16 protein-coding genes are annotated in these 21,797 nt (G+C 64.2%); 1 reads left to right on the top strand and 15 read right to left on the bottom strand.

The window, feature by feature from the left end:
- Positions 1-58: 58 nt before the first annotated feature.
- From CK222_RS11110 to CK222_RS11145, 8 genes are all read right to left on the bottom strand, one after another.
- Positions 59-1,150, bottom strand: a complete 1,092-nt coding sequence (locus CK222_RS11110; RefSeq protein WP_067326145.1) for a DNA topoisomerase IB — start codon at positions 1,148-1,150, stop codon at positions 59-61.
- A gap of 75 nt (positions 1,151-1,225) precedes the next feature.
- A complete protein-coding gene (locus CK222_RS11115; RefSeq protein WP_095800419.1) occupies positions 1,226-1,969 on the bottom strand; it encodes a hypothetical protein in 744 nt (247 codons plus the stop codon).
- Positions 1,966-2,838 carry a glycosyltransferase gene (locus CK222_RS11120; protein WP_095800420.1) on the bottom strand — a complete coding sequence of 291 codons (873 nt, stop codon included), beginning with the start codon at positions 2,836-2,838 and terminating at the stop codon, positions 1,966-1,968. The genes CK222_RS11115 and CK222_RS11120 overlap by 4 nt, the downstream gene beginning before the upstream one ends.
- Positions 2,838-3,773, bottom strand: a complete 936-nt coding sequence (locus tag CK222_RS11125) for a glycosyltransferase family 2 protein (RefSeq protein ID WP_095800634.1) — start codon at positions 3,771-3,773, stop codon at positions 2,838-2,840. The genes CK222_RS11120 and CK222_RS11125 overlap by 1 nt, the downstream gene beginning before the upstream one ends.
- A gap of 105 nt (positions 3,774-3,878) precedes the next feature.
- Positions 3,879-4,754 carry a transglutaminase family protein gene (locus CK222_RS11130; protein WP_067326134.1) on the bottom strand — a complete coding sequence of 292 codons (876 nt, stop codon included), beginning with the start codon at positions 4,752-4,754 and terminating at the stop codon, positions 3,879-3,881.
- Positions 4,755-7,166 (bottom strand): circularly permuted type 2 ATP-grasp protein, encoded by a 2,412-nt coding sequence (locus tag CK222_RS11135; RefSeq protein WP_095800421.1) that lies wholly within the window; start codon positions 7,164-7,166, stop codon positions 4,755-4,757. It abuts the gene before it with no gap.
- A gap of 6 nt (positions 7,167-7,172) precedes the next feature.
- Positions 7,173-10,532: a transglutaminase family protein gene (locus CK222_RS11140; protein WP_095800422.1), complete on the bottom strand. Its 3,360-nt coding sequence runs from the start codon at positions 10,530-10,532 to the stop codon at positions 7,173-7,175.
- Between the two features lie 105 nt (positions 10,533-10,637).
- A complete protein-coding gene (locus tag CK222_RS11145) occupies positions 10,638-11,828 on the bottom strand; it encodes an acyl-CoA dehydrogenase (RefSeq protein WP_067002729.1) in 1,191 nt (396 codons plus the stop codon).
- 106 nt (positions 11,829-11,934) lie between these two features.
- On the opposite strand from CK222_RS11145, the gene CK222_RS11150 reads away from it, so the two are divergent.
- Positions 11,935-12,846 (top strand): LysR family transcriptional regulator, encoded by a 912-nt coding sequence (locus tag CK222_RS11150; RefSeq protein ID WP_067326124.1) that lies wholly within the window; start codon positions 11,935-11,937, stop codon positions 12,844-12,846.
- On the opposite strand, the gene CK222_RS11155 is transcribed toward CK222_RS11150, so the two are convergent.
- The 7 genes from CK222_RS11155 to CK222_RS11185 all read right to left on the bottom strand — a co-directional run bounded on the left by CK222_RS11155 (position 12,847) and on the right by CK222_RS11185 (position 21,691).
- Positions 12,847-15,168, bottom strand: a complete 2,322-nt coding sequence (locus tag CK222_RS11155; protein WP_095800423.1) for a Tex family protein — start codon at positions 15,166-15,168, stop codon at positions 12,847-12,849. It lies immediately after the preceding gene.
- A gap of 123 nt (positions 15,169-15,291) precedes the next feature.
- The gene (locus CK222_RS11160) at positions 15,292-16,470 is read right to left on the bottom strand and encodes a serine hydrolase (RefSeq protein WP_095800424.1); all 1,179 of its coding nucleotides are present in this window, start codon (positions 16,468-16,470) and stop codon (positions 15,292-15,294) included.
- A 30-nt stretch (positions 16,471-16,500) separates the two neighbouring features.
- Complete coding sequence (locus CK222_RS11165) at positions 16,501-17,697, bottom strand: serine hydrolase (protein ID WP_095800425.1); 1,197 nt, start codon at positions 17,695-17,697, stop codon at positions 16,501-16,503.
- Between the two features lie 65 nt (positions 17,698-17,762).
- A complete protein-coding gene (locus CK222_RS11170; RefSeq protein WP_164763689.1) occupies positions 17,763-18,791 on the bottom strand; it encodes an extracellular solute-binding protein in 1,029 nt (342 codons plus the stop codon).
- 47 nt (positions 18,792-18,838) lie between these two features.
- A complete protein-coding gene (locus CK222_RS11175) occupies positions 18,839-19,651 on the bottom strand; it encodes an ABC transporter permease (RefSeq protein ID WP_095777180.1) in 813 nt (270 codons plus the stop codon).
- Positions 19,644-20,591: an ABC transporter permease gene (locus CK222_RS11180; RefSeq protein ID WP_082953946.1), complete on the bottom strand. Its 948-nt coding sequence runs from the start codon at positions 20,589-20,591 to the stop codon at positions 19,644-19,646. Before CK222_RS11180 ends, CK222_RS11175 begins: the two co-directional genes overlap by 8 nt.
- On the bottom strand, positions 20,591-21,691 hold the full coding sequence (locus CK222_RS11185) for an ABC transporter ATP-binding protein (RefSeq protein WP_095800427.1): 1,101 nt from the start codon (positions 21,689-21,691) through the stop codon (positions 20,591-20,593). Before CK222_RS11185 ends, CK222_RS11180 begins: the two co-directional genes overlap by 1 nt.
- Between the last annotated feature and the right edge of the window lie 106 nt (positions 21,692-21,797).

Here is a 21,797-nt window from a genome sequence, read left to right on the forward strand (position 1 = left end):
CACAAGGTCGACAAAAAAGTTGTAGGGCTATCGAGGGTTTACGCTATCCTCCTGGTGGTCAGGCTTCGCGCGCCTGCAGCCATCTCAGCACCAGCGTCTCCTCCTCGTCGAGGCCCGGTATAAGGCGCTTTCGTTTGTTGGCTTCGGCCATTTCGCCGAGCAGCTTCCCTTCGGCCCACGCCTCGAAGACGAGCGGATGGATATAGCACCGGCGGCAGACGGCTCGCGTATTGCCGAGTCGTTCGGCGACCTTGTCGACGATACTGTTCATCACGCGGTTTTTCTGGGTCATGCTCTCGGGCAACTCCGCCTGCGCGAACAGGGATGCCGCATGGATGGTGCCGCCCCAGGTGCGAAAATGCTTGGAGCTGAACTCCGGGCCAGATGCCTCGCGAATATAGCGATTGACGTCCTCCGACCGCAGCGGCCGGCGTGTTCCCTCGTCATCAAGATACTGAAACAGCTTCTGGCCAGGCAGGTCCTGCGCGCCGCGCACGATTTTGGCGATGCGTTGGTCGACGAGCTTCAGCTTCCATTCCTTGCCGGACTTGCCCGTGAAGGAGAAGCGCAGGCTGGAACCGGTGATTTCGACATGGCGGTCGCGCAGCGTGGTCAGGCCGAAACTCTTGTTGTCGCGGGCATAGGCGGCATTGCCGACACGGATCATGGTGTTGTCGAGCAGCCAGACGACAGAGGCGACAACGCGCTCCAGCGGAAGTCCATGACGGCGCAGGTCGGCATCGACCTGGCGCCTCAAGGAGGGCAGGCTTTGCGCGAAAGCAACGAGGCTGGAGTATTTGACGCCGTCCCGTTCCTCGGTCCACTGCGGATGATAGCGGTACTGCTTGCGTCCGCGCTGATCCCGGCCGGTCGCCTGGATATGGCCGTTCGGGTCGGGCGAGATCCATACATCCGTCCACGCGGGCGGAATGACGATCGCCTTGATACGGTCAAGGGTGGCCGCGGTGACCGCACTCCCGTTCGGGCCGACATAGGAAAATCCCTTGCCTTTTCTCAGGCGCCGGATGCCCGGATCGGCATCGCTGACATAGCTGAGCGCGGCGCGCTCGGCGGAACTCTGCGCGCCGTTCCCTTGTATTTCCAGACCACCCGCCAGGCGGCCGAAGGACGATTGTGCTCGTTGCAGCATGGTAACTCCACGGAACTGGTCCGTAGATAAGCCGCGCGACAGCGGCTGGTTCCCGCCGTCCCCAGAGGGCGTCCTTCAGCTCCGCCGGTCGGCGGACACCTCAGCCATCCAAAGCCTGCCGTCGTCGACATGGGTGGGAAAGTAGTCTCGCCCGGCCGGTATCGCTTCCAGAACCGCTCCCGACTCGTCCGTCAGATAGTCGTAGCCGATCTGCTGCAAACGTTGCTCCGGATCGAGATGATTGTAGAGGTCGCGACGTGCCACGCGCCGTTTCGGCTCGATCATCTTCAAATGATAAAGGTTAAGGCCGCTGTCCCGAAGCTCGAAGCGCAGATCTTCGGGGAACCAGGCCTCATGCAGCCCTTGCGACCGGCTCAGATCCGGGTGATAGGCGGGGAAAAGCCTGTGCTGCATCTTTTGGCCCCAGACGCCGTCGATGCGATAGCTTGCCGGCGTATACATCTCCCTTAGGCGAAATCCCCAGGCATTGCGCCTGGACCCGCTGGTCAGTTGGCCTATCCGGCTTGCCACGGCATCTTCCAGCCTTTCGTCCGGATCGATTGCCAGAAGCCAATCGGCACCCGCCTCATAGGCCGCGGCAATAAGCGCGCGCCGCCTCTGCGGTTCATTGCTGAAGACCGCATCCGCCGAGCGATCGTCATAGGCGATCCAGCCATCGACGATTGCGTCGAGATTGGCGAGGAGGTCTGGCACCAGATGCGCATCGTAGCGATAGCTGAAAATGGCGACGATCCTTTGCCGCGACCAAAGCCATCGACCGCGCCGCCGGCGCGGCTGCTTCATCTCAATGGTGATCATGGCCGCGTGCCTGTCCTATCGCCATGCGTTACGCCGACGGCTGCCCCCAGCGATTTTGCGAACAATGCCGCCCATACGATCGGCAGCGATAACATCGCGAAACATCTATCCTCTTCGGCCAGGCCTTCTTTTGCGAACTTGCCGACATTGCGCCGGTCCCGAAACACCCCTTTGAAAATCCGCAATGGCTTTCGGTGTCCAACGGATTTGAGGTAGGTCCCATATCGGTATCCGCGCAGATACTGGTCGACAATCACTCGGATCAGCCGTGTCTCGTTGCGATGGACGGTAAGCACCGCCGGCTCCCATAGCGGCACGACCGCCTTCGGCAGCCTTTCCAGGAATTCCGTGTCTTCTCCCGTCGCCATTTGTTCGTCGAACAGGCCATACCGATCGAACAATTTTCGGTCGAAAGAAACGCCGTAGCGAAGTGCCTTATGAGCGGGAAGACCTGGCAGGCGCCGCATATAGGTAACGAGATGGGCCGCGCACGCGACCAGATTGCGCGGATGACTGTTGGCGATGGCGCTTGCCACGGCCGCGACGCCTTCCCGGTGATGGCGCAGCCGGACCTCTGCCCATCGCGGGCATGCCAGGCAATCATCCGCGAGAAAGGCGATGAAAGGAGCTTTCGTCGCCGCTATCCCGCGATTTCTCGCGGCCCCGGCAAAGAGCCTTTCTTCGCACTCGATGACTGGCACGTCGAGTCCGGCATTGGCCAGAAGCGCCTGGGCATTCCCGCCGCCGGAATTCACGACCACCACCTCGAGCGGGATGTTCTGGCCGAGCACCGACCTGACCGCCGCGACCAGATCGGTCGGAGCCCGAAAACCTATCACCACGACTGCAAGTTCCGGCCCGTCGGCCATCAGGCACTTTGCAGTTGGACGCGATGCGCCGGGAACCGGCGCCGCGCCGCGATTTTGAGCCGGTAGCGCATGCAGCGCCAGATGTCGGTGGAAACCTTGGGCGCCGCTTCGGCAACCGCCAGGAATTTTGCCGCCGTTTCGAGATCGCCGCGAGCGTAGTGTACGCGGGCGATCTTGAGCGCCACAAGCCCTTCCCTCGCTTTCAACGACGATTTCGCAATGCCGCAGTCGGCGAGTTCGCGCAACGCCAGGCGCCATTCGAGGAAGCGTCGCGCAGGCTTTATCGCGAAGCGGTCATCCGAACGGTCCGACGATACGAAGTAGACCATGATCGGTTGCCTCACGACCGCGAGCGATGCCTTGCTCATAACCCGCGCCCAGAACAATGTGTCTTCGTCGTAGGCAAGACCGGTCGGGAAGCGCGTGTCGCCGACCGTATGCCGCGACACCAGCGCGCTGCCGACGGCAATCGACCGTATCCTGCCTTCCACATAGGCGGAGGCATTGGCGAGCCCGGCAGTCATGTAGCCGGCCGGCGTTTTGAACTGTCGGTCCCGGCCATCGGTCCGCCGGCGGTAGGCGCCGACCACCATGTCGGCGCCTGGCTTGGTCCTGGTCTTGGACAGCAGCGTCCGCAACCCACCCTCGATATGCAGATCGTCGGCGTCGATCATGTAAATCCAGGGGAAGCGCGCCTCGGCCAGCGCAAGATTGCGGGAGCCGCCCGCGTCTCGACAATTGGACCGGATGATCCGGAACGGCAGCGCCAGCCGCGAGGCTGCGTCCGCGGCCACGGCCGCCGTGTTGTCCGTCGAGGAATCGTCGACCAGTATCACTTCGCCGATGATCTCGGCTTCCGAGCGCAAGGTTGCCAACGTGTCTGCAACGGTTGCCGACGCGTTGTGTGCTGGAATGACGATGCTGACCGATGTCAACAATTGAACTCCGCGCAAGTGCCCGGCAGGCCGGTCCACGGTCCGGCGGCAAGATAGCGGCGGGATCGCGATTTGAGAAGCAGCCGCATCACCGATCGTGCGCCTTCAGGCAGCGACCGGGATGACATCGACCGCCTGCTCGCCGATCTGCTCGCCGGTGGTTTTCAGGACGCCGACAATCGGCGCCACGTCGGAATAGTCGCGGCCGTATCCCACCGTGATATGGTCGTTGCTCGCCCGCATGCCGTTGGTCGGATCGAATTCCTGCCAGCCGGCATCGCGCCCGCACCAGGCCTTGACCCAGGCATGCATGGCGTCGGCGCCTTCGAGCCTCGGCTTACCCTTGGGCGGGATCGTGCGCAGGAAGCCGCTGACATAGCCGGCGGGGATGCCAAGCCCGCGCAGCCCGGCGATCATGATGTGCGAGAAATCCTGGCAAACTCCACGCTGAAGCGCAAAGGCATCGCTGGCGCGCGTCTGCACGGTAGTTGCCTTGCCGTCATAGGTGAAATCGCGGTGGATCCGATTGCAGAGATCGACCGCCGTGGCGATCGCCGAACCGGCGAGGCTTTCCCGCGCATAGTCCGTGATTACCGGATCGATGCTGGCGTGGTCGCTGGCGGCGAGGAAGTGATGCGGCGCGTCGGGGGACAGCGAACGCACCGCGTCGAGTTCCGCCCTCAAGCCGTGAATGTCGGGCGAGACGTCGAGGCCGGCTTCCGGCCGCGATACCGACACACGGGCGCTCATCCTGACGTGGAGCTCCTCATGCGCGTCGCGAACGGCGATCGCAGTGACGTTGTTGCCGAAGAAATCGGAAAAATCCGCGCGCTCGGCCGGATTCGGCTGGAACGACAGCGAGGCGGCGATAACCCGCTGCACGCCGGCGATCGTCTGTGGCAGCACGCGCACCTGGTGCCTGCCGCCGCCGGCTGCGGCCGCATAGCCGTAATGAAGATGGAGCCTGATGTCGTAGAGCATTTATCCGAAATAGGCCCTGGCGAGACTGTTGTAGAGATCGCCGATCTGAATGGCGAGATCGTCCAGCACCTTCGCGGTCATGTCCTGAGGCTCCATCACGGCGAGCGCCGTGTTGAGCTGCAGGATTTCTTTCGCCGCGGGCGACATATGTCCCTCGCCCCCGACGGAAGGCAGCATGCCGATCTCGGCCTTGAGCCGCTCGAGCTGGAACAGGATCGAGCGCGGGTTGAGCGGATCGAGCGCCAAGAGGTCTATAACCGTGCGCCGGCCTGACTGAACCGGATATTGCCGGCGGTGGGTCATGACGCTGTCGCCGATCTCCAGCATCATGTCGAGTGCGCCGTCGGGCGCGTCTGCCTTTGTCAGCCTGGCTAGCGTGCGCGCGATCTGGATGCCACGTTCCAGTCGGCGGCCGATCTCCAGGAAGCGCCAACCGGTGAAGCGGTACATGTTCTCGTGCAGCAGCCCCGAGAAGCCCGCAAGCTTTCGCAGCATCACGGTCATCGCCCGCGTCGCGTCGTCGCCCGGAGCGACCGTCTCCGCGAATTTGTGGATGGTTTTCGACAGATCCTTCAGCGCCAGCCAGCCATCCGGCGAGAAGCGGTCGCGGATCTGGCCGGCGCTGTAGACGGCGCTGTCCAATGTGCCGATCAATCCAAGCGGGATCGCGGTTTCGACCTCGATGCCGAACGGTTCGAGATAGTCTCTGATGTCGGCGAGCAGCGGCATCTCGGGATCGGATGTCTCCGCCAGCCTGACGTGATAAGCGCGCAGCACCCGCACCGTGTCTTCCGAGCGCTCGATATAGCGGCCGAGCCAGGTCAGGTTTTCCGCGGCGCGGCTCGGCAGGCTGCCGGGCATGGTGCGGGTGAAGCCGTCGGTCTCCTGCGGCAGCAGCGTCTCCCGCTCGACAGGCCTGTCGCTGACCACCCAGACATCCGCCGCCTGACCGCCGCGCTGCATGGCCATCGCGGTCGGGTCGAGCGAGAAGCCGACGCGTGCAAAGCCGCCGGGCATCACCGTCCAGCCTTCGTGTGTTCGCGCTAGGTAGACGCGCAGGCTGGCGGGCCGCGGCTCCAAGCGGCCGCCGGCAAAGACCGGCGTAGTCGAGAGCGTGACCGCCTCCTGGCCGACGAAGCCAACCCCGTCGGCTTCGATCCGCGCGATAAGCTCTGCCCGCCCGCCGGCCGAAAGCGCCGAACCGAGCCTGGTCGCGCCATCGTCCTCGAAGGCAAGCCGTGTCGACAGCGCCGGGCCGACCACCATGCGGTCGATATTGGCCAGCACATGGTCGCGTTCGGCCTGCTGTCCGCACCACCAGGTCGCAATGTTCGGCAGCTTGAGTTCCTCGCCATGCAATTCCCGCGCGATCCGCGGCAGGAAAGAAAGCAGCGCCCGCGTTTCCGCCAAGCCGGAACCGAGCCCGTTGACGGCCGAGACGGTGCCGCGCCGGATCGCCTCGACCAGCCCCGGCGTGCCGATCTGCGAGTCCGGTTTGAGCTCCAGCGGATCGGCGAAAGCGGCATCGAGCCGCCGCCACAAAACGCCGATCGGCATCAAGCCCGAAACCGTGCGCACCATCAGCCGGCCGCCGGACACCGTCAGGTCCTCGCCTTCGAGCAGCATAATGCCGAGATAACGCGCGATATAGGCGTGCTCGTAATAGGTCTCGTTGAGCGGTCCGGGCGTCAGGATAGCGACGCGGCCGCCGGAATCCTTCGCCATGCCGTTCAGCGCATCACGGAAGCGGCGGAAGAAGCCGGCCAGGCGATGCACATGCAGCTCGCCATAGATGTCAGACAAGGCGCGCGTGGTGGCAACGCGGTTCTCCAGCGCAAAGCCGGCGCCCGACGGCGCTTGCGTGCGGTCGCCCAGAACCCACCAGCGGCCGTCGGGGCCGCGGCCGAGCTCGAAGGCGACCATGTGCAGGAAATGGCCGCTGGCCGGACGTACGCCGACCACCGGGCGCAGATATTCCGGGCTCGCCGCGATCAGCCCCGCCGGCAGGATTCCCTTCTCGATCAGCCGGTTCGGCCCGTAAATGTCGGCCAGCATCGTCTCGAACAGGTCGGCGCGCTGGACGAGGCCGGCGCTGATCTCGGCCCATTCCTTCTCGTCGATAAGCAGCGGGACATGCGCCAGCGGCCATTCGCGCTCGTTGGCGCCAGCTTTGTCGTAGACGCGGTAGTAGACGCCGGCATCGCGCAGATATTGGTCGGCGCGGGCAAAGCGCTGTCCGAGCGCCTCAGCCCCCAGATCGTCCATCGCTCCGATGAAGGACCGCCAGGCCGGGCGCGGATGGCCCGACGCGTCGACCATCTCGTCGACGACGCCTTCGATCGGCCGGTAATGCTCCAACAGGCTCTGCGCCCGCGGCCTGCCGCCCGCCCGTTTCTGATTCCCCTTGGCCATGGTCGATCAGAATCTCGCCAGTCGCCTGAGGTCAAGGGTCATGGGAAACTCTTCAGAACCTTGTTCTTCACGCAGCACATAGGCACCCGGCGTATGGCCGCGCGGCTCGAAGCGGGCCAGCCGCCGCGCCTCCGCCTCGTTGCCGTTGACCGGGAAGGTGTCGTAGTTGCGGCCGCCCGGATGCGCGACATGATAGACGCAGCCTCCCAACGAGCGGCCCGACCAGCGGTCGTAGATGTCGAACACCAACGGCGTGTTGACCGGAAGGGCCGGATGCAGGCCGGAGGCCGGCTGCCAGGCCTTGAAGCGCACGCCTGCCACCGCGACCTCTCTGCTGTCGGTCGGCCTCATCGGCACGATGCGGCCGTTGCAGACGACCGCGTGACGCTCCGGATTGAGGCCTTGCGTCCTCACCTGCAGCCGCTCGATGGACGAATCGACGAAGCGGACCGTGCCGCCGATCGCGCCCTGCTCGCCCATCACATGCCAGGGCTCGAGCGCCTGCCTGAGCTCCAGCTTGACGCCGCCATGCTGCACCTCGCCGCAGAACGGGAAGCGAAATTCGAGTTGGGCTGCGAACCATTCCGGGCGGAAGTCGAAGCCGTTGAGCTTCAGATCTTCCAGCACGTCGAGGAAATCCGCCCAGACATAATGCGGCAGCATGAAACGGTCATGCAGCGACGTGCCCCAGCGCGCGAAGCGGCCGTCCAGCGGCTTCTTCCAAGCCCGCGCGATGATAGCGCGGACCAGCAATTGCTGGGCGAGCGACATCCGGGCATTGGGTGGCATTTCGAAGCCGCGGAACTCGACCAAACCGAGCCGTCCTGTCGGACCGTCCGGCGAGAACAATTTGTCGATGCAGATTTCCGAACGGTGCGTGTTGCCGGTCACGTCGGTCAAGAGATTGCGGAACAGCCGGTCGACCAGCCACGGCAACGGCGCCTCGCCCTTGTCGGGATGCGGCACCTGGGCCAGCGCGATCTCGAGTTCATAGAGGTAATCATGCCGTGCCTCGTCGATGCGAGGCGCCTGGCTGGTGGGGCCGATGAACAGGCCGGAAAACAGATAGGAGAGCGATGGGTGCCGCTGCCATTGCAGCACCAGGCTCTTCAACAGGTCCGGCCGGCGCAGGAACGGACTATCGTTGGGCGTCGCACCGCCGACAACGACATGATTTCCGCCGCCCGTGCCGGTGTGACGGCCGTCGATCATGAACTTGTCGGTGCCGAGCCGCGACTGCCTGGCTTCCTCATAGATCGCCGCGGTCGTCGCGACGCATTCCCGCCAGTCGGCGGCCGGGTGGATGTTTACCTCGATGACGCCGGGATCGGGCGCCACGCGGATGACGTTGAGGCGCGGGTCGTGCGGCGGCCCATAACCCTCGATATGCACCGGCAGGCCGATCGCCTTGGCCGCGTTCTCGGCCGCCGCCACCAGCTCAAGATAGTCCTCAAGCGCCTCGACCGGCGGCATGAACACGCAGAGCCGCCCGTCACGCGGCTCGGCGGTGAGCGCCGTGCGCACCGCACCGCCGATCTCGGTGATCTCCTGCTCGACGCGGTCCTGCTGGCCCGTTGTCGCGGTGAAGGACGCTGCCAGCTGGCGGCGCGCCATTTCGTCGGGGCCCTCAAGTTCTGCTGGGGCAGGTTCCGGCAAGAGAGCGTCGCGCGCCGGCAGCGTAGCGCGCGGCAGCGACGGATCGACCGGCACGATATAGGGGTACTGCGCCGGCGGCACGTAAGGCAGCGCGCCGAGCGGCAGCCGATAACCGACCGGGGAATCGCCCGGCACCAGGAACAGCCGGCCGCGCCGCGTCTTCCACTTTTCCGAACGCCAGCGCTGCCCGGCGGCCTGGCTGTTCCAGCGCTGCACCGGCAGCACATAGCCTGACGGCTTGGTCAGGCCGCGCTCGAACACACGTGCCATGCGGCTGCGCTCTTCCGGATCCTCCAGCTTCGAGTTGGACGGGTCGACATTATCCGGCAGCTTGCCTTCCTTGAGCAGCCATTCGGCCGGATCCTCATAGGCCTCGCCGACCATCGCCTTGTCGATGCCGAGCTCGGCGGCGATCGCCGTGAGCAAGCTTGCGGCCTGCTCAGGCCCGACAGAGACGGTGCTCGTTTCGCGCGCGATCAGCGACGGGTCGCGCCAGACCGGCTCGCCATCGGTGCGCCAAAAGAGCGAGAAGGTCCAGCGCGGCAGGCTCTCACCCGGATACCACTTGCCTTGCCCGTAGTGGAGGAAACCGCCCGGCGCGAAGCGCTCGCGCAGCCGGCGGATCAGCTGATCCGCCTTGTCGCGCTTGGTCGGCCCGACGGCCGCCGTATTCCATTCGGCAGCCTCGAAATCATCGATCGACACGAAGGTCGGCTCGCCGCCCATGGTGAGCCGCACATCCTGTTCCCGCAAAACCGCGTCGACCTTGTTGCCCAAGGCGTCGAGCGCCTGCCAGCTTTCATCCGAGAACGGCTTGGTGATGCGCGGATGCTCGGCGATGCGATCGACGCGCATGTCGAAGCCGAAATCGACATTGGCGAAGCTCGCCATGCCGGAGATCGGCGCGGCATTGCGGAAGTGCGGCGTCGCCGCCAGCGGCACATGGCTTTCGCCGGTGAGCAAACCGGAAGTCGGGTCGAAGCCGATCCAGCCGGCGCCCGGAATATAGACTTCGCACCAGGCGTGCAGGTCGGTGAAATCGACCGAAGTTCCAGGCGGTCCGTCCAACGAGACGAGGTCCGGCTTCAACTGGATCAGGTAACCGGAGACAAAACGCGCTGCGATGCCGAGGTTGCGCAGGATCTGCACCAGCAGCCAGCTCGAATCTCGGCACGAGCCTTTGCCGGCGGCCAGCGTCTCCTCCGGCGAATAGACGCCGGTCTCCATGCGCACGATATAGGCGATTTCGCGCTGCAGCCGCGCGTTGAGGCCGACCAGGAAGTTGACCGTGTTTGTCGGACTGCGGTCGATGGTTTTCAGGAAGGCCGACAGCAACGGGCCGGCCGGCTCGGGCGTGCGGTATATGGCGAGGTCTTGCCTGATCTCTTCCGGGTACTCGAACGGGAAATTCTCGGCCGATTCCTCGACGAAAAAATCGAATGGATTATAGACCGTCATATCGGCGACGAGATCGACCTGGATCTTCAATTCCGTCACCGGCTCCGGGAAGACGAAGCGGGCGAGGAAGTTGCCGTACGGGTCCTGCTGCAGGTTGACGAAATGGTTCTTCGGATCGACCTTCAGCGAATGGCTGAGCACCTTGGTGCGTGAATGCGGCGCCGGCTGCAGCCTGATCACCTGAGGGCCGAGAACGACCGGCCGGTCGTATTTGTAATGGGTCAGGTGGTGGACGGCTGCCAGAATTGCCATGGTGCCCCGGGGAACGGCGTTTCAGTCGCCGAACCCTGACATAAGTGCTGGGCATTCTCCAAGCAGAGATGTTGCGCTGCACCTAATTTAAGCAGCGTTGCCGGCTTAGAAAAACGCCTGAAGCCCCGTCTGCGCCCTACCCAGTATCAGCGCATGCACGTCATGCGTGCCCTCATAGGTGTTGACCGTCTCCAGGTTCTGGGCATGACGCATCACGTGATAGCCGATCTGGATGCCGTTGCCGCCATGCATGTCGCGAGCCTGGCGGGCGATGTCGAGCGCCTTGCCGCAATTGTTGCGCTTGACGATCGAAATCATCTCCGGCGCCATCTTGCCTTCGTCCATCAGCCGGCCGACGCGCAGCGAACCCTGCAGGCCGAGCGCGATCTCGGTCTGCATGTCGGCGAGCTTCTTCTGGAAGAGCTGCGTGCCGGCGAGCGGCTTGCCGAACTGCTTGCGGTCGAGGCCGTACTGCCGCGCGCGGTGCCAGCAATCCTCGGCCGCGCCCATGGCGCCCCACGAGATGCCGTAGCGCGCGCGGTTGAGACAGCCGAAGGGTCCCTTCAGGCCCGAGACATTGGGCAGCAGCGCCTCCTCGCCGACCTCGACGCCTTCCATCACAACCTCGCCGGTGATTGAGGCTCGCAGCGAAAGCTTGCCGCCGATCTTCGGCGCCGACAGCCCCTTCAGGCCCTTTTCCAGCACGAAGCCGCGGATCTGGTTGTCATGCGCGGCCGACTTTGCCCAGACGACGAAGACGTCGGCGATCGGCGCGTTGGAAATCCACATCTTGGAACCGGAAAGCCTGTAGCCGTTCGCCGTCTTCTCGGCCCGTGTCTTCATGCCGCCCGGATCGGAGCCGGCATCCGGCTCGGTGAGGCCGAAGCAGCCGATCCATTCGCCGGAGGCGAGCTTCGGCAGGTACTTCTTGCGCTGCTCTTCCGAGCCGTAGGCATGGATCGGATACATGACCAGCGACGACTGCACGCTCATCATCGAGCGATAGCCGGAATCGATGCGTTCGACTTCGCGCGCCACCAGCCCGTAGGTGACGTAGTTGGCGCCGAGCCCGCCATATTCCTCCGGAATGGTAATGCCGAGCAGGCCCGCCTCGCCCATCTCGCGGAAGATCGAGGGATCGGTTTTCTCATCGGCATAAGCTTCCTCGATGCGGGGCGCCAGCTTGTCGGCGGCGAACGCCGCTGCGCCGTCGCGCACCATCCGCTCGTCTTCGGAGAGCTGGTCCTCGATCAGGAAGGGATCGTTCCAGACGAAGGCGTTCTTCTCGGCGGCCATGAGGTGGGTCTCCCGGTAAAATCTTGGATGGCCCGGCTTATCCGCCTCCATCTGGAAAAAATCAAACGAAATTGCATCAAGCATCAATGAGCGATAGTAATAGATCATGAACGTCCAGCGCCGCCTCTTGCCAAACATCAGCGCGCTTGCCGCCTTCGAGGCGGTGGCGCGTCTCGGCTCCTTCACCGCCGCGGCCCGCGAGCTCGATCTCACGCAAGGTGCCGTCAGCCGGCAGATCAATCTGCTGGAAGAGCAGTTCGGGCGCCGGCTTTTCGAACGCGACAGCCGCAATGTCAGGCTGTCCACGGCGGGCGAAATCTACGCCGGCGCGGTGCGCTCAGCACTCGCGCAGTTGCGCGATGCGGCGCTTGGATTGATGAGCAATCGGCATAGCGGTGTTCTCAACCTTGCCATCCTGCCGACCTTCGGCACGCGCTGGCTGATGCCGCTCATTCCGGATTTCGTCGCCCGTCATCCGGACATCACGATCAATTTCGCCACGCGCATTGGCCGCTTCGACTTCGCGCGCGAGCGGCTCGACGCCGCAATCCACCACGGCATGCCTGATTGGCCGGACGCTGATTGCACGCTTTTGATGCGCGAGACCGTGATGCCGGTCGCCGCGCCCGAATTCCTGGCGCAGCGGAAGGTCGCGACGCCGGCCGATATCGGCCGCCTGCCGTTGCTGCACATGGCAACGCGTCCCGACGCCTGGAGCGAATGGTTCGAGCATCAGGAGCTCGACGCGCCGACCGGCCCCGGCATGCAGTTCGAGCAGTTCGGTACGGTCGCGCAGGCCTGCATGGCGGGGCTCGGCGTGGCGCTGCTGCCGCAGATCCTGATCGCCGGAGAATTGCAGCGTGGCCAGTTGGCGCCGGCGCCGGGCAAGCCGATGCAGAGCCGCAGTGCCTATTATCTCGTCGTGCCGCACGCCAAGCGCGGCCATCCGCCGGTTGCCAGCTTTCGCGACTGGCTGCGGGGCCAGGTTGAGAAGGAGCCGGCTGTTCTGGCGTGGTAGCTATTTCCGCTTCATCGCCTCGGCGAGCGCCGCGCCGAACGCACCCTGTGACGGCTTTTCAGGCTGGCGCTGCGGCGCCGGCGAGCGCGGTACGGGCTTGCCGCCGCCGCTGTCGCGCTGGCCGACCCGAGGCGCCCCACCCTGGCCGCCATCCTTGCGCATCGAGAGGCCGATGCGATTGCGCTTGATGTCGACATCGACCACTCGAACTTTCACGACATCGCCGGCCTTTACCACCTCATGCGCGTCCTTGATGAAGCGGTCGGCCAGCTGCGAGACATGCACCAGCCCGTCCTGGTGCACGCCGATGTCCACGAAGGCGCCGAAGGCGGCGACATTGGTGACCGTGCCTTCGAGCAGCATGCCGGGCTTCAGGTCCTTGATGTCGTCGACGCCTTCGGCAAAGGTCGCCGTCTTGAAGCCCGGCCGCGGGTCGCGTCCGGGCTTTTCCAGTTCCGCGATGATGTCACGTACCGTCGGCAGGCCGAAGCGCTCGTCGACGAAAACACGAGGGTCAAGTGCCTTGAGCGCGGCACTGTCGCCCATCAGCGCGCGCACGTCGCGGCCGCAGGCGGCGACGATCTTCTTTGCCACGCCATAGGCTTCCGGATGCACGGATGAAGCGTCGAGCGGCTCGGAGCCGTTCGGGATGCGCAGGAAGCCTGCGCACTGCTCGAACGCGCGCGGTCCAAGCCGCGCCACGTTCAGCAGATCGCGGCGCGTAGCGAACGGGCCGCCGACGTCGCGATGCGCGACGATCGCTTCGGCAAGCGATGGCCCCAGTCCCGAAACGCGCGCCAAGAGCGGCGCCGATGCCGTGTTGAGGTCGACGCCGACAGCATTGACCGCATCCTCCACCACCGCCTCCAGCGAGCGGCCGAGCCGGTACTGGTCGACATCGTGCTGATACTGGCCGACGCCGATCGACTTCGGCTCGATCTTGACCAGCTCGGCGAGCGGGTCCTGCAGGCGCCTGGCGATCGACACCGCGCCGCGCAGCGACACGTCGAGGTCGGGAAACTCGGCGGCCGCCGTCGCCGAGGCCGAATAGACCGACGCGCCGGCTTCGCTGACGATCACCTTGATCGGCTTCGGCCCGCCGTCGGACGGCAGGCTGGCGAGCATGTCGGCCACCAGCTTCTCGGTCTCGCGGCTGCCGGTGCCGTTGCCGATCGAGATCAGCTCCACCTTGTGGAAGCGAATGAGCCTGGCAAGTTCCGCCTGCGTGCCGCGCACATCGTTCTTTGGCGGAAACGGATAGACGGTGGTCGTCGCCACCAGCTTGCCGGTACCGTCGACCACAGCCACCTTGACGCCGGTGCGGATGCCTGGATCGAGACCCATCGTGGGCCGGGAGCCGGCGGGCGCGGCGAGCAGCAGGTCCTTGAGGTTGCGGGCAAAGACATGGATGGCCTCGTCCTCGGCCCGCTCGCGCAGGTCGCGCATCAAATCAAGCGTCAGATGGAGCGATAGTTTTATCCGCCAGGTCCAGCCGGCCACTTCCATCAGCCAGCGGTCGCCCGGCAGGGTGCTACCAATCGCATAGGCGTTGGCGATCATCCGCTCGACCGGTTTCACCGGCGATTGATCGTCGGCATCGACTTCGATGTCGAGCGACAGCACCTCTTCGTTGCGGCCACGCAGCATGGCCAAGGCGCGATGGCTGGGCACGTTCGCCCAGCGCTCGACATGATCGAAATAGTCGGAGAATTTCGCGCCCGCCTCCTGCTTGCCGTCGACGACCCTGGCGCGCAGGAAGGCGCGCTCCTTCATATAGGCGCGCAGCCTGCCGACCAGCTCGGCATTCTCGGCGAACTGTTCGGACAGGATGTCGCGCGCGCCTTCGAGCGCCGCCTTGGCGTCGGGAACCTCCTCTGTGAGATAGGCTAGCGCGAGTTCGGCCGGCACCGCCGAACGGTCGGCGAGGATGGCCTCGGCCAGCGGCCCCAGTCCACGTTCCCTGGCGATCTCGGCCTTGGTGCGGCGCTTCGGCTTGTATGGCAGGTAGATGTCTTCGAGCTCGGCCTTGGTGGTCGCCGCCGCGATTTTTGCCTCGAGGTCCTCGGTCAGCTTGCCCTGCTCACGGATCGAACCGAGGATGGTGTCGCGGCGCGCATCGAGCTCGCGCAGATAGGCAAGCCGCTCGGAAAGGTCGCGCAACTGCGTGTCGTCGAGGCCGCCGGTGACCTCCTTGCGGTAGCGCGCCACGAAAGGCACCGTTGCGCCCTCGTCCAGCAGCCCGATTGCGGCTGCCGCCTGCTCCGGCCGCGAGCCGATCTCGGCCGCGATGATTGCTGCGATGCGCTTGATGTCCGATGCCATGCTGGTTCCTGCCGAAAAGAGCGGCGACAATAGGCCGGGACGACGGCTGCGCCAACCGCGCTGTCTCAACCCGACGGGAAAGCTCCACAGGAAAGAGCTGCGAGGAAAGACCAGCCGAACGGCTCAAACCGTCCGGCTCAGGGCCTCGAAGAAGGCGACGACATCGAGATCAAGCTGATCGTCGACCGGTTCCGGCTGCGACGACATCTTGGCGATGACCACCTCGTCGCTCGGGTTGACGTAGATCCACTGGCCGTGAATGCCGATGCCGCAGAAGGCGCCGCTTGGCGTGCCCATCTGGTACCATTTGTTGCGGTAGCGGCCCTTGGGGAAGAGGAACACCATCGTGCCGCGCCGCCAGGCTTCGTGGCTGCCGCCGCTGGCAACCGTGTCATGCACCCAGGTTTCCGGCACGATGCGGCGGCCATTGGCCGTGCCGCCCTGTCGCATCATTTCGCCGATGCGGGCAAGGTCGCGCGGCGTCATCGACATGCCGCCGGCGGTACGCGCCGTGCCTTCCATGTCGACCGTCACCGACATCTCGCTCGCGGCGGCCAGCGGCAGCCACAGTTTTTCGCTGAGCAAGTCGCTGACGCGTTTGCCGGATGCCCGCTCCACCAGGATGCCCAGCATATCCGAATTGGGTGAGCGATAACGGTAGGTCTGCCCATGCGGCTCGGCGAGCCGCGGCAACGTCAACAGAAACGCAGCGAGGCTTTCCGACCCGCCGCCCGGATTCCACAGTGTCGCGCGGCGATAGCGGGCGAAGGCGCTTTCCGGATCGAGATAGGCCTCCTCGAAGTCGAGGCTGACCGTCATGTCGAGCACATTGCGCACGCTCGCATCGCCATAGGCCGAGCTCTTGGCTTCGGGGATGTATTCTGTCACCGGCGCTTCCGGGTCGAACACCCCCTCGCCTTGCAGGATGCCGGCGAGGATCGCCGTCACCGACTTGCTGATCGAAAAGATGATATGGCGCTGACCGAACGCCATATGCGGCGCCGACCAGTCGCCGACCAGCCTGCCGCCCTTCAGGATCGTCAGCCCGTCAGTGTCGGAGCGCTTTAGGAAGGATTCGACTGTTTCGGCGCCCCCGGCCAAGGTGACTTTCTCCTCGAGCAGCGCGCCGAGCGATTTCACCTGTTCCTCGCCGCCGGGCGCGGCGGCAACGTGGACGCTCGGCACCAATTCGCCGACATTCTGGAACGACCATTGGCTGAACGGCCTCAGCCGCCAATTGTCGAGCCGCACATCCTTGCGGGCAAAGCCGTATCTTGTCTCGAACGCGGTGTGGCCGGTCATGATTGTCTCCCGGTCATCTATCTCTGACTTTCAGCCTAGCGCGGCGGCTATGGCGTGCACGGCCTTAAGCGTCGCCACCGAATAGGCGGCGTTGAGGAAATCCGGATAGGTCGAAAGCTTCACGACGACCATCCTGTACTCCCAGTTGATATGGATCATCTGGCCGAACACGCCCTTGCACATCAGCGCGCGAGAGCGTGGATCCTCGATCCAGAACTGGTTGCGGTAGCTGCCGTCCGGAAGGCTCGGGCTGAAATCCGGTCCGTGCTTGCCGCTACGCGTCGCTTCGATCCACTCGGCAGGGATGACCCCGCCGCCATTGTCGAGGATCAACTGGCCGAAGCGGCCATAATCGCGCAGCGTCGCGTTGAAGCCGCCGTCGGCCAGCGCATAGCCGGCGCTGTCGACGGTGAAACAGGCGCTCTCGTCGGCGCCGAGCTTTTGCCAGAGTTCTTCCGAGACCAGCTGCGCCAGGCGCTTGCCGCTCACCCGCTCCATGATGAAGGCAAGCACATCGGTCTCGATCGAGCGGTACTCGAAGGCCTCGCCATGTTCGCGGACCTTGTCCTTCAGCCGCAGGATCAGCTCGAACAGATGCGCGGGCCACCGGAAATCAGGATCGCTGCCCGGCGGGATCGGCTTCCAGCCGGTGGCGACATCGACCTGGCCGATCTCGGAATAGCGATCGGTGTACTCCTCGGAGAAGCGCACGCCCGTGGTCATGTCGAGCACTTGCTGCACGGTGGCCCCGGCCCAGGCGGTCTCGCCGAGCTCCGGAAGATAATCCGTCACCAGCCTGGCCGGGTCGATCAGGTCGCGCCCGACCAGGATGCCGAACACCGATCCCGTGACCGACTTTGCCATCGATTGCGACAGATGCAGCGTGCGCTCGTCCATGCCGTTGAAGTAGCGCTCATAGGCGACCGTGCCGTCCTTCAACACCAGGAAACCGTCCGTGTAGGTCTCGTCGAGCAAGCCGGCGAGCGTTGTCGGCCGGCCCTCGCTATCGGCCACGGTCAGGTCGTCGAGATCCACCTCGGCGCGCTCGAGCCGACGGCGATGACCTTGGCCGCGCCAGACCTCGACGGTCGGCAAAAACTCACGCACGTGCTGGAAGGCCCAGCGGTTCCACGGTGGCCGATCCCAGTCGAGCTTCGGCAGAGCCATGGCCGGCGGCGAGCCCTGCATGATCGGCGGCCGCGGATCGGAGTTGCGGTAAGATGTCATCAATCCTCCCTGCACATAAGAAAGGGAGGCCGGAGCCTCCCCTCCCTTCATGCGTTCCCGCTCAGTTACTTGCGCAGGTTGGTCCAGATCTTGTTGTAGATCTCCACCACATCTGGCGGGCACGGCGGCACGAATTCCGGCGTCGGCGAGCCGGCTGGCGGGCTGATTTCCGGCGAGTTGGCGAACTCCGCCGGCAGGAATTTGTGGCTGCCGGCGATGCCGTTGTCGTAACCGGCATACTCGGAGATCAGCGCAGCGTTCTCAGGCGCCATGACGAAATCCTGGAAGAGCTTGGCGTTCTCCAGGTTCTTGGCGCCCTTCAGCACCGCGACATTGTCCATCCAGCCCTCGATGCCTTCCTTCGGATAGGCATATTTGATCGCCGGGATCTTCTGACGCGAGCGGTAGGCCGCACCATTCCACTGTTCGGTCACGATCACGTCGCCGGAAGTGATCTTGGTGATCGTGTCGTAGCTGAAGGTCTTCCATGACGGCTTGGCGGCCATCAGTATGTCGTTGATCTTTTTCAGGCCGGCCTTGTCTGCGCCGCAGCGCGGCACGCCGGCATAGCGCTCGGCCGCGTGCATGACGGTGTTGACGTCGTCGAGCACGTTGATCTGGCCCTTCAGTTCGTCCGGCGGGTTGAACAGGATGGCCAGCGTGTTGATGTCGCCCTTGAACTTATCCGTATTGACGGAGAACGCCGTTGTGCCGAATTGCCACGGCGCGGTGTAATGGCGTCCGGAGTCCCAGTAGATATCGAGGAAGCGTGGATCGATGTTCTTGCCGTTCGGCATCGCGTTGGGCTCGGTCTTTTCGAGCAGGTCCTCCTCGATCATGATCTTCACGGTGTAGTCGGACGGCACGACGATGTCGTAGCCCGAATTGCCGGCGCGCACCTTGGACAGCATGGTTTCGTTGGAATCGTAGTCGTCCAGCGTCACCTTGACGTTGTACTGCTTTTCGAACTTCTCGATCAGCTTGGGGTTGGTGTAGTCGCCCCAGTTGTAGATATGCAATTCGCCGTCGGCGAGCGCCGGAACGGCCCATAACAGCACGGCCGCGGAAACGGCCGCCATCAGTTTTCCAGACATTTAATGTTCTCCTTGCCTTCCCATTGTTTTGTGTTGGAGCTCACGGATCATTTAGCGCGTCGCCGCGCGATCAGGAACGAGACCGAGACGAACAGGATCGACACCAAAAGCAGGATGGTGGAGATGGCGTTGATCTCCGGCGTCATCGGCCGCCGGATCTGGTTCCAGATATAGAGGGGCAAAGTCGTCTGGCCGGGGCCGGCGACGAGCTGGGTGATGGTGAAATCGTCGAATGAGACGATGAAGGCGAGTGCTGCGCCCGACATGATGCCGGGAACAAGCAACGGCAGCGTGATGCGCTTGAAGGCCTTCCACGGCGTCGCGTAAAGGTCGGCGGCGGCATATTCCAGCGTCAGGTCCATGTCTTCCAGCCGCGCCCGGATCGGCATGTAGGCGAACGGAATGCAGAACACGGTGTGGGCGAGGATCAGATTGCCGATGCCGAAATTCAGCCCGAACGTGCCGGCGATCAGCGCGAAGAAGGAGAGCGTCGCCACCGCCGTGATGATTTCCGGCACCATCAGTGGCAGATTGATGACCATGAAGGCCGCCGCCAGCCCGCGCCACGGCTTCACTCTTGTCATGCCGATCGCCGCGAGCGTCGCGCACACGGTAGAGATTATCGTGGCGCTGATCGAGATGATCAGCGTGTTGCGGGCAGCGTTGTGGAATTCCTCGTTGCGCAATGCGCTGCCGTACCAGCCGAGCGTGACGCCCTCCCAATGCGTGACCAGCGAGCCGCTGTTCAGCGAGAAGATCATCAGGATCAGCACCGGCACGTAGAGCACCAGCAGGCAGATGACAGCAATCGAGCGGAAGCCCGGCTGCTCCTTGATGTCGATGCTGCGCGGCTCAGCCATGCTGCACCTTCCCTGACGTATTGCGGACGTAGAAGAACAGCGCCACCAGCACCGCGGCCATCAGGATCAGCGCCTGCGCGCAGCCGAGCGGCCAGTTGCGCCCCGATCCGAATTGCTGGGCGATGAGATCGCCGATCATCAGGTGGACGCCCCCGCCGAGGATCAGCGGCGTGACATAAGCGCCGAGCGCCGGGATGAAGACGAGCAGGCAGCCGGCGATGATGCCGGGCTTCGACAGCGGGATGATCACCCGCCACAACACCTGGCGGCGCGTCGCATAGAGGTCGTAGGCCGCCTCGATCAGCCGGAAATCGAGCTTCTCCAGGCTGGAATAGAGCGGCAGCACCATGAACGGCAGAAAGGCATAGAGCAGGCCGAGTTGGATTGCGAAATTGGTGTAGAGCATGGTGATCGGCTTATCGATCACGCCGAGCCCCAGCAGCGCGTTATTGATCAGCCCTTCGTCGCGGATGATGAACATGATCGCCAGCGTGCGGACCAAAAGGTTCGACCAGAACGGGATGGTGATCAGAAGCACCCACCAGTTGCGCTGCGCCGGCGGTCGCGTCGCCATGAAATAGGCGGTCGGAAATCCGAGCAGCAGGCAGATGATCGTCGTCACCACCGCGAACAGGAACGAGCGCAGATAGATGATCAGGAAGTCCGGCGTGAACTGCAGGGTGTCGTCGAAGATGTCGCGCTGGAACAGGAAGTTCAGATAGGCGTCGGTCGAGAACCGCCACTGCACGCCGCCATAGGGCGCGGCGGCCAGAAACGAATAGACGCAGATGATCAAAAGCGGGAGCACGCCGAAAATGCCGATGATGAGCAGCGCCGGCAGCGACAGCAGGCGGTTGCGTCGCGCGCCAGCTTTCACCGCCTGGGCTTCGAACAACGCGGCCTTGGAAGGCATGGTCGGGGAGAGCGTGGCTGTCGTCATCAGTCTTTCAGGACGCGCGCGGCGCCCGCCTCGAACTGGATGCCGACCTTGGCGCCGGTCTCGTAGGTCACCGGAGACGAGCGGCTGTTCTGATGGCGCACGATGAAGTTCTCACCGCCGTCGAGCCTCACGTGGTAATGCGTATCGGTGCCGAAATAGACGATGTTGGAAAGCGTTCCAGCGATCGTGCCCTTGGTCGGATCGGGCACCAGGTCGGCATGCTCGGGACGCACCACCAGCGTCACCTTGCCTGTCGGATCGAAGCCCTCCGGATAGCCGGCGGCGATCGTCGCGTTGCTGGCGAATTTGACCGTGGCCGCCCCTGGCTTCTTCGACAACACCGTGCCGGCCAAGAAATTCGTCTCGCCGATGAAATCGGCGACGAAGCGTTCCGCCGGCTTGTCGTAGATGTCGCGCGGCGTGCCGACCTGGAGGATCTTGCCGGCCGACATCACCGCGATCCGGTCTGACATGGTCAGCGCTTCTTCCTGGTCGTGGGTGACGAAGATGAAGGTGATGCCGGTCTCGTGCTGCAGCCGCTTCAGTTCGATCTGCATCTCCTTGCGCAGCTTGTAGTCGAGCGCCGAGAGCGGCTCGTCGAGCAAGAGCACCTTCGGCTGTGGCGCGAGCGCCCGGGCGAGCGCCACGCGCTGCTGCTGGCCGCCCGAGATCTGGCTGGTGCGGCGCGCCTTGAGCGCCTCCATCTTGACCAGTTTCAGCATCTGAGCGACCCGTGCCTCGATTTCGCCCTTGGGCTTGCCGAGCATCTCCAGACCGAAGCCGATGTTCTGCGCCACCGTCATGTGCGGGAAGAGCGCGTAGCTCTGGAAGACGGTGTTGACGGGTCGCTTGAACGGCGGCAGCGGCGCGATGTCCTGGCCGTGCAGCATGATTTCGCCGGCGCTTGGGAAATCGAAGCCGGCAATCAGTCTCAAAAGCGTCGTCTTTCCGCATCCGGACGGGCCGAGCAGCGTGAAAAACTCGTTCTCGCGGATCGAGACGGACACCGTGTCGAGAGCGGCTACCTGGTTTTCACCGGTTCCAAATACTTTTCGTACGCCGCGAACTTCGATCGCGTTCTTACCCGGTTGTTCCGGCACGATTACCCCATTGAGAGAGCCTGCTCTTGGCGGCAGGTGCGTTCCTGTTTGATTGTCACCATAAGCCGACCGGCTTGGCAACTGCGGAGCTGCTACTCGTTTTTTT

This window comes from Mesorhizobium sp. WSM3866 (genome assembly GCF_002294795.1).
In the GTDB taxonomy this organism is placed as follows: domain Bacteria; phylum Pseudomonadota; class Alphaproteobacteria; order Rhizobiales; family Rhizobiaceae; genus Mesorhizobium.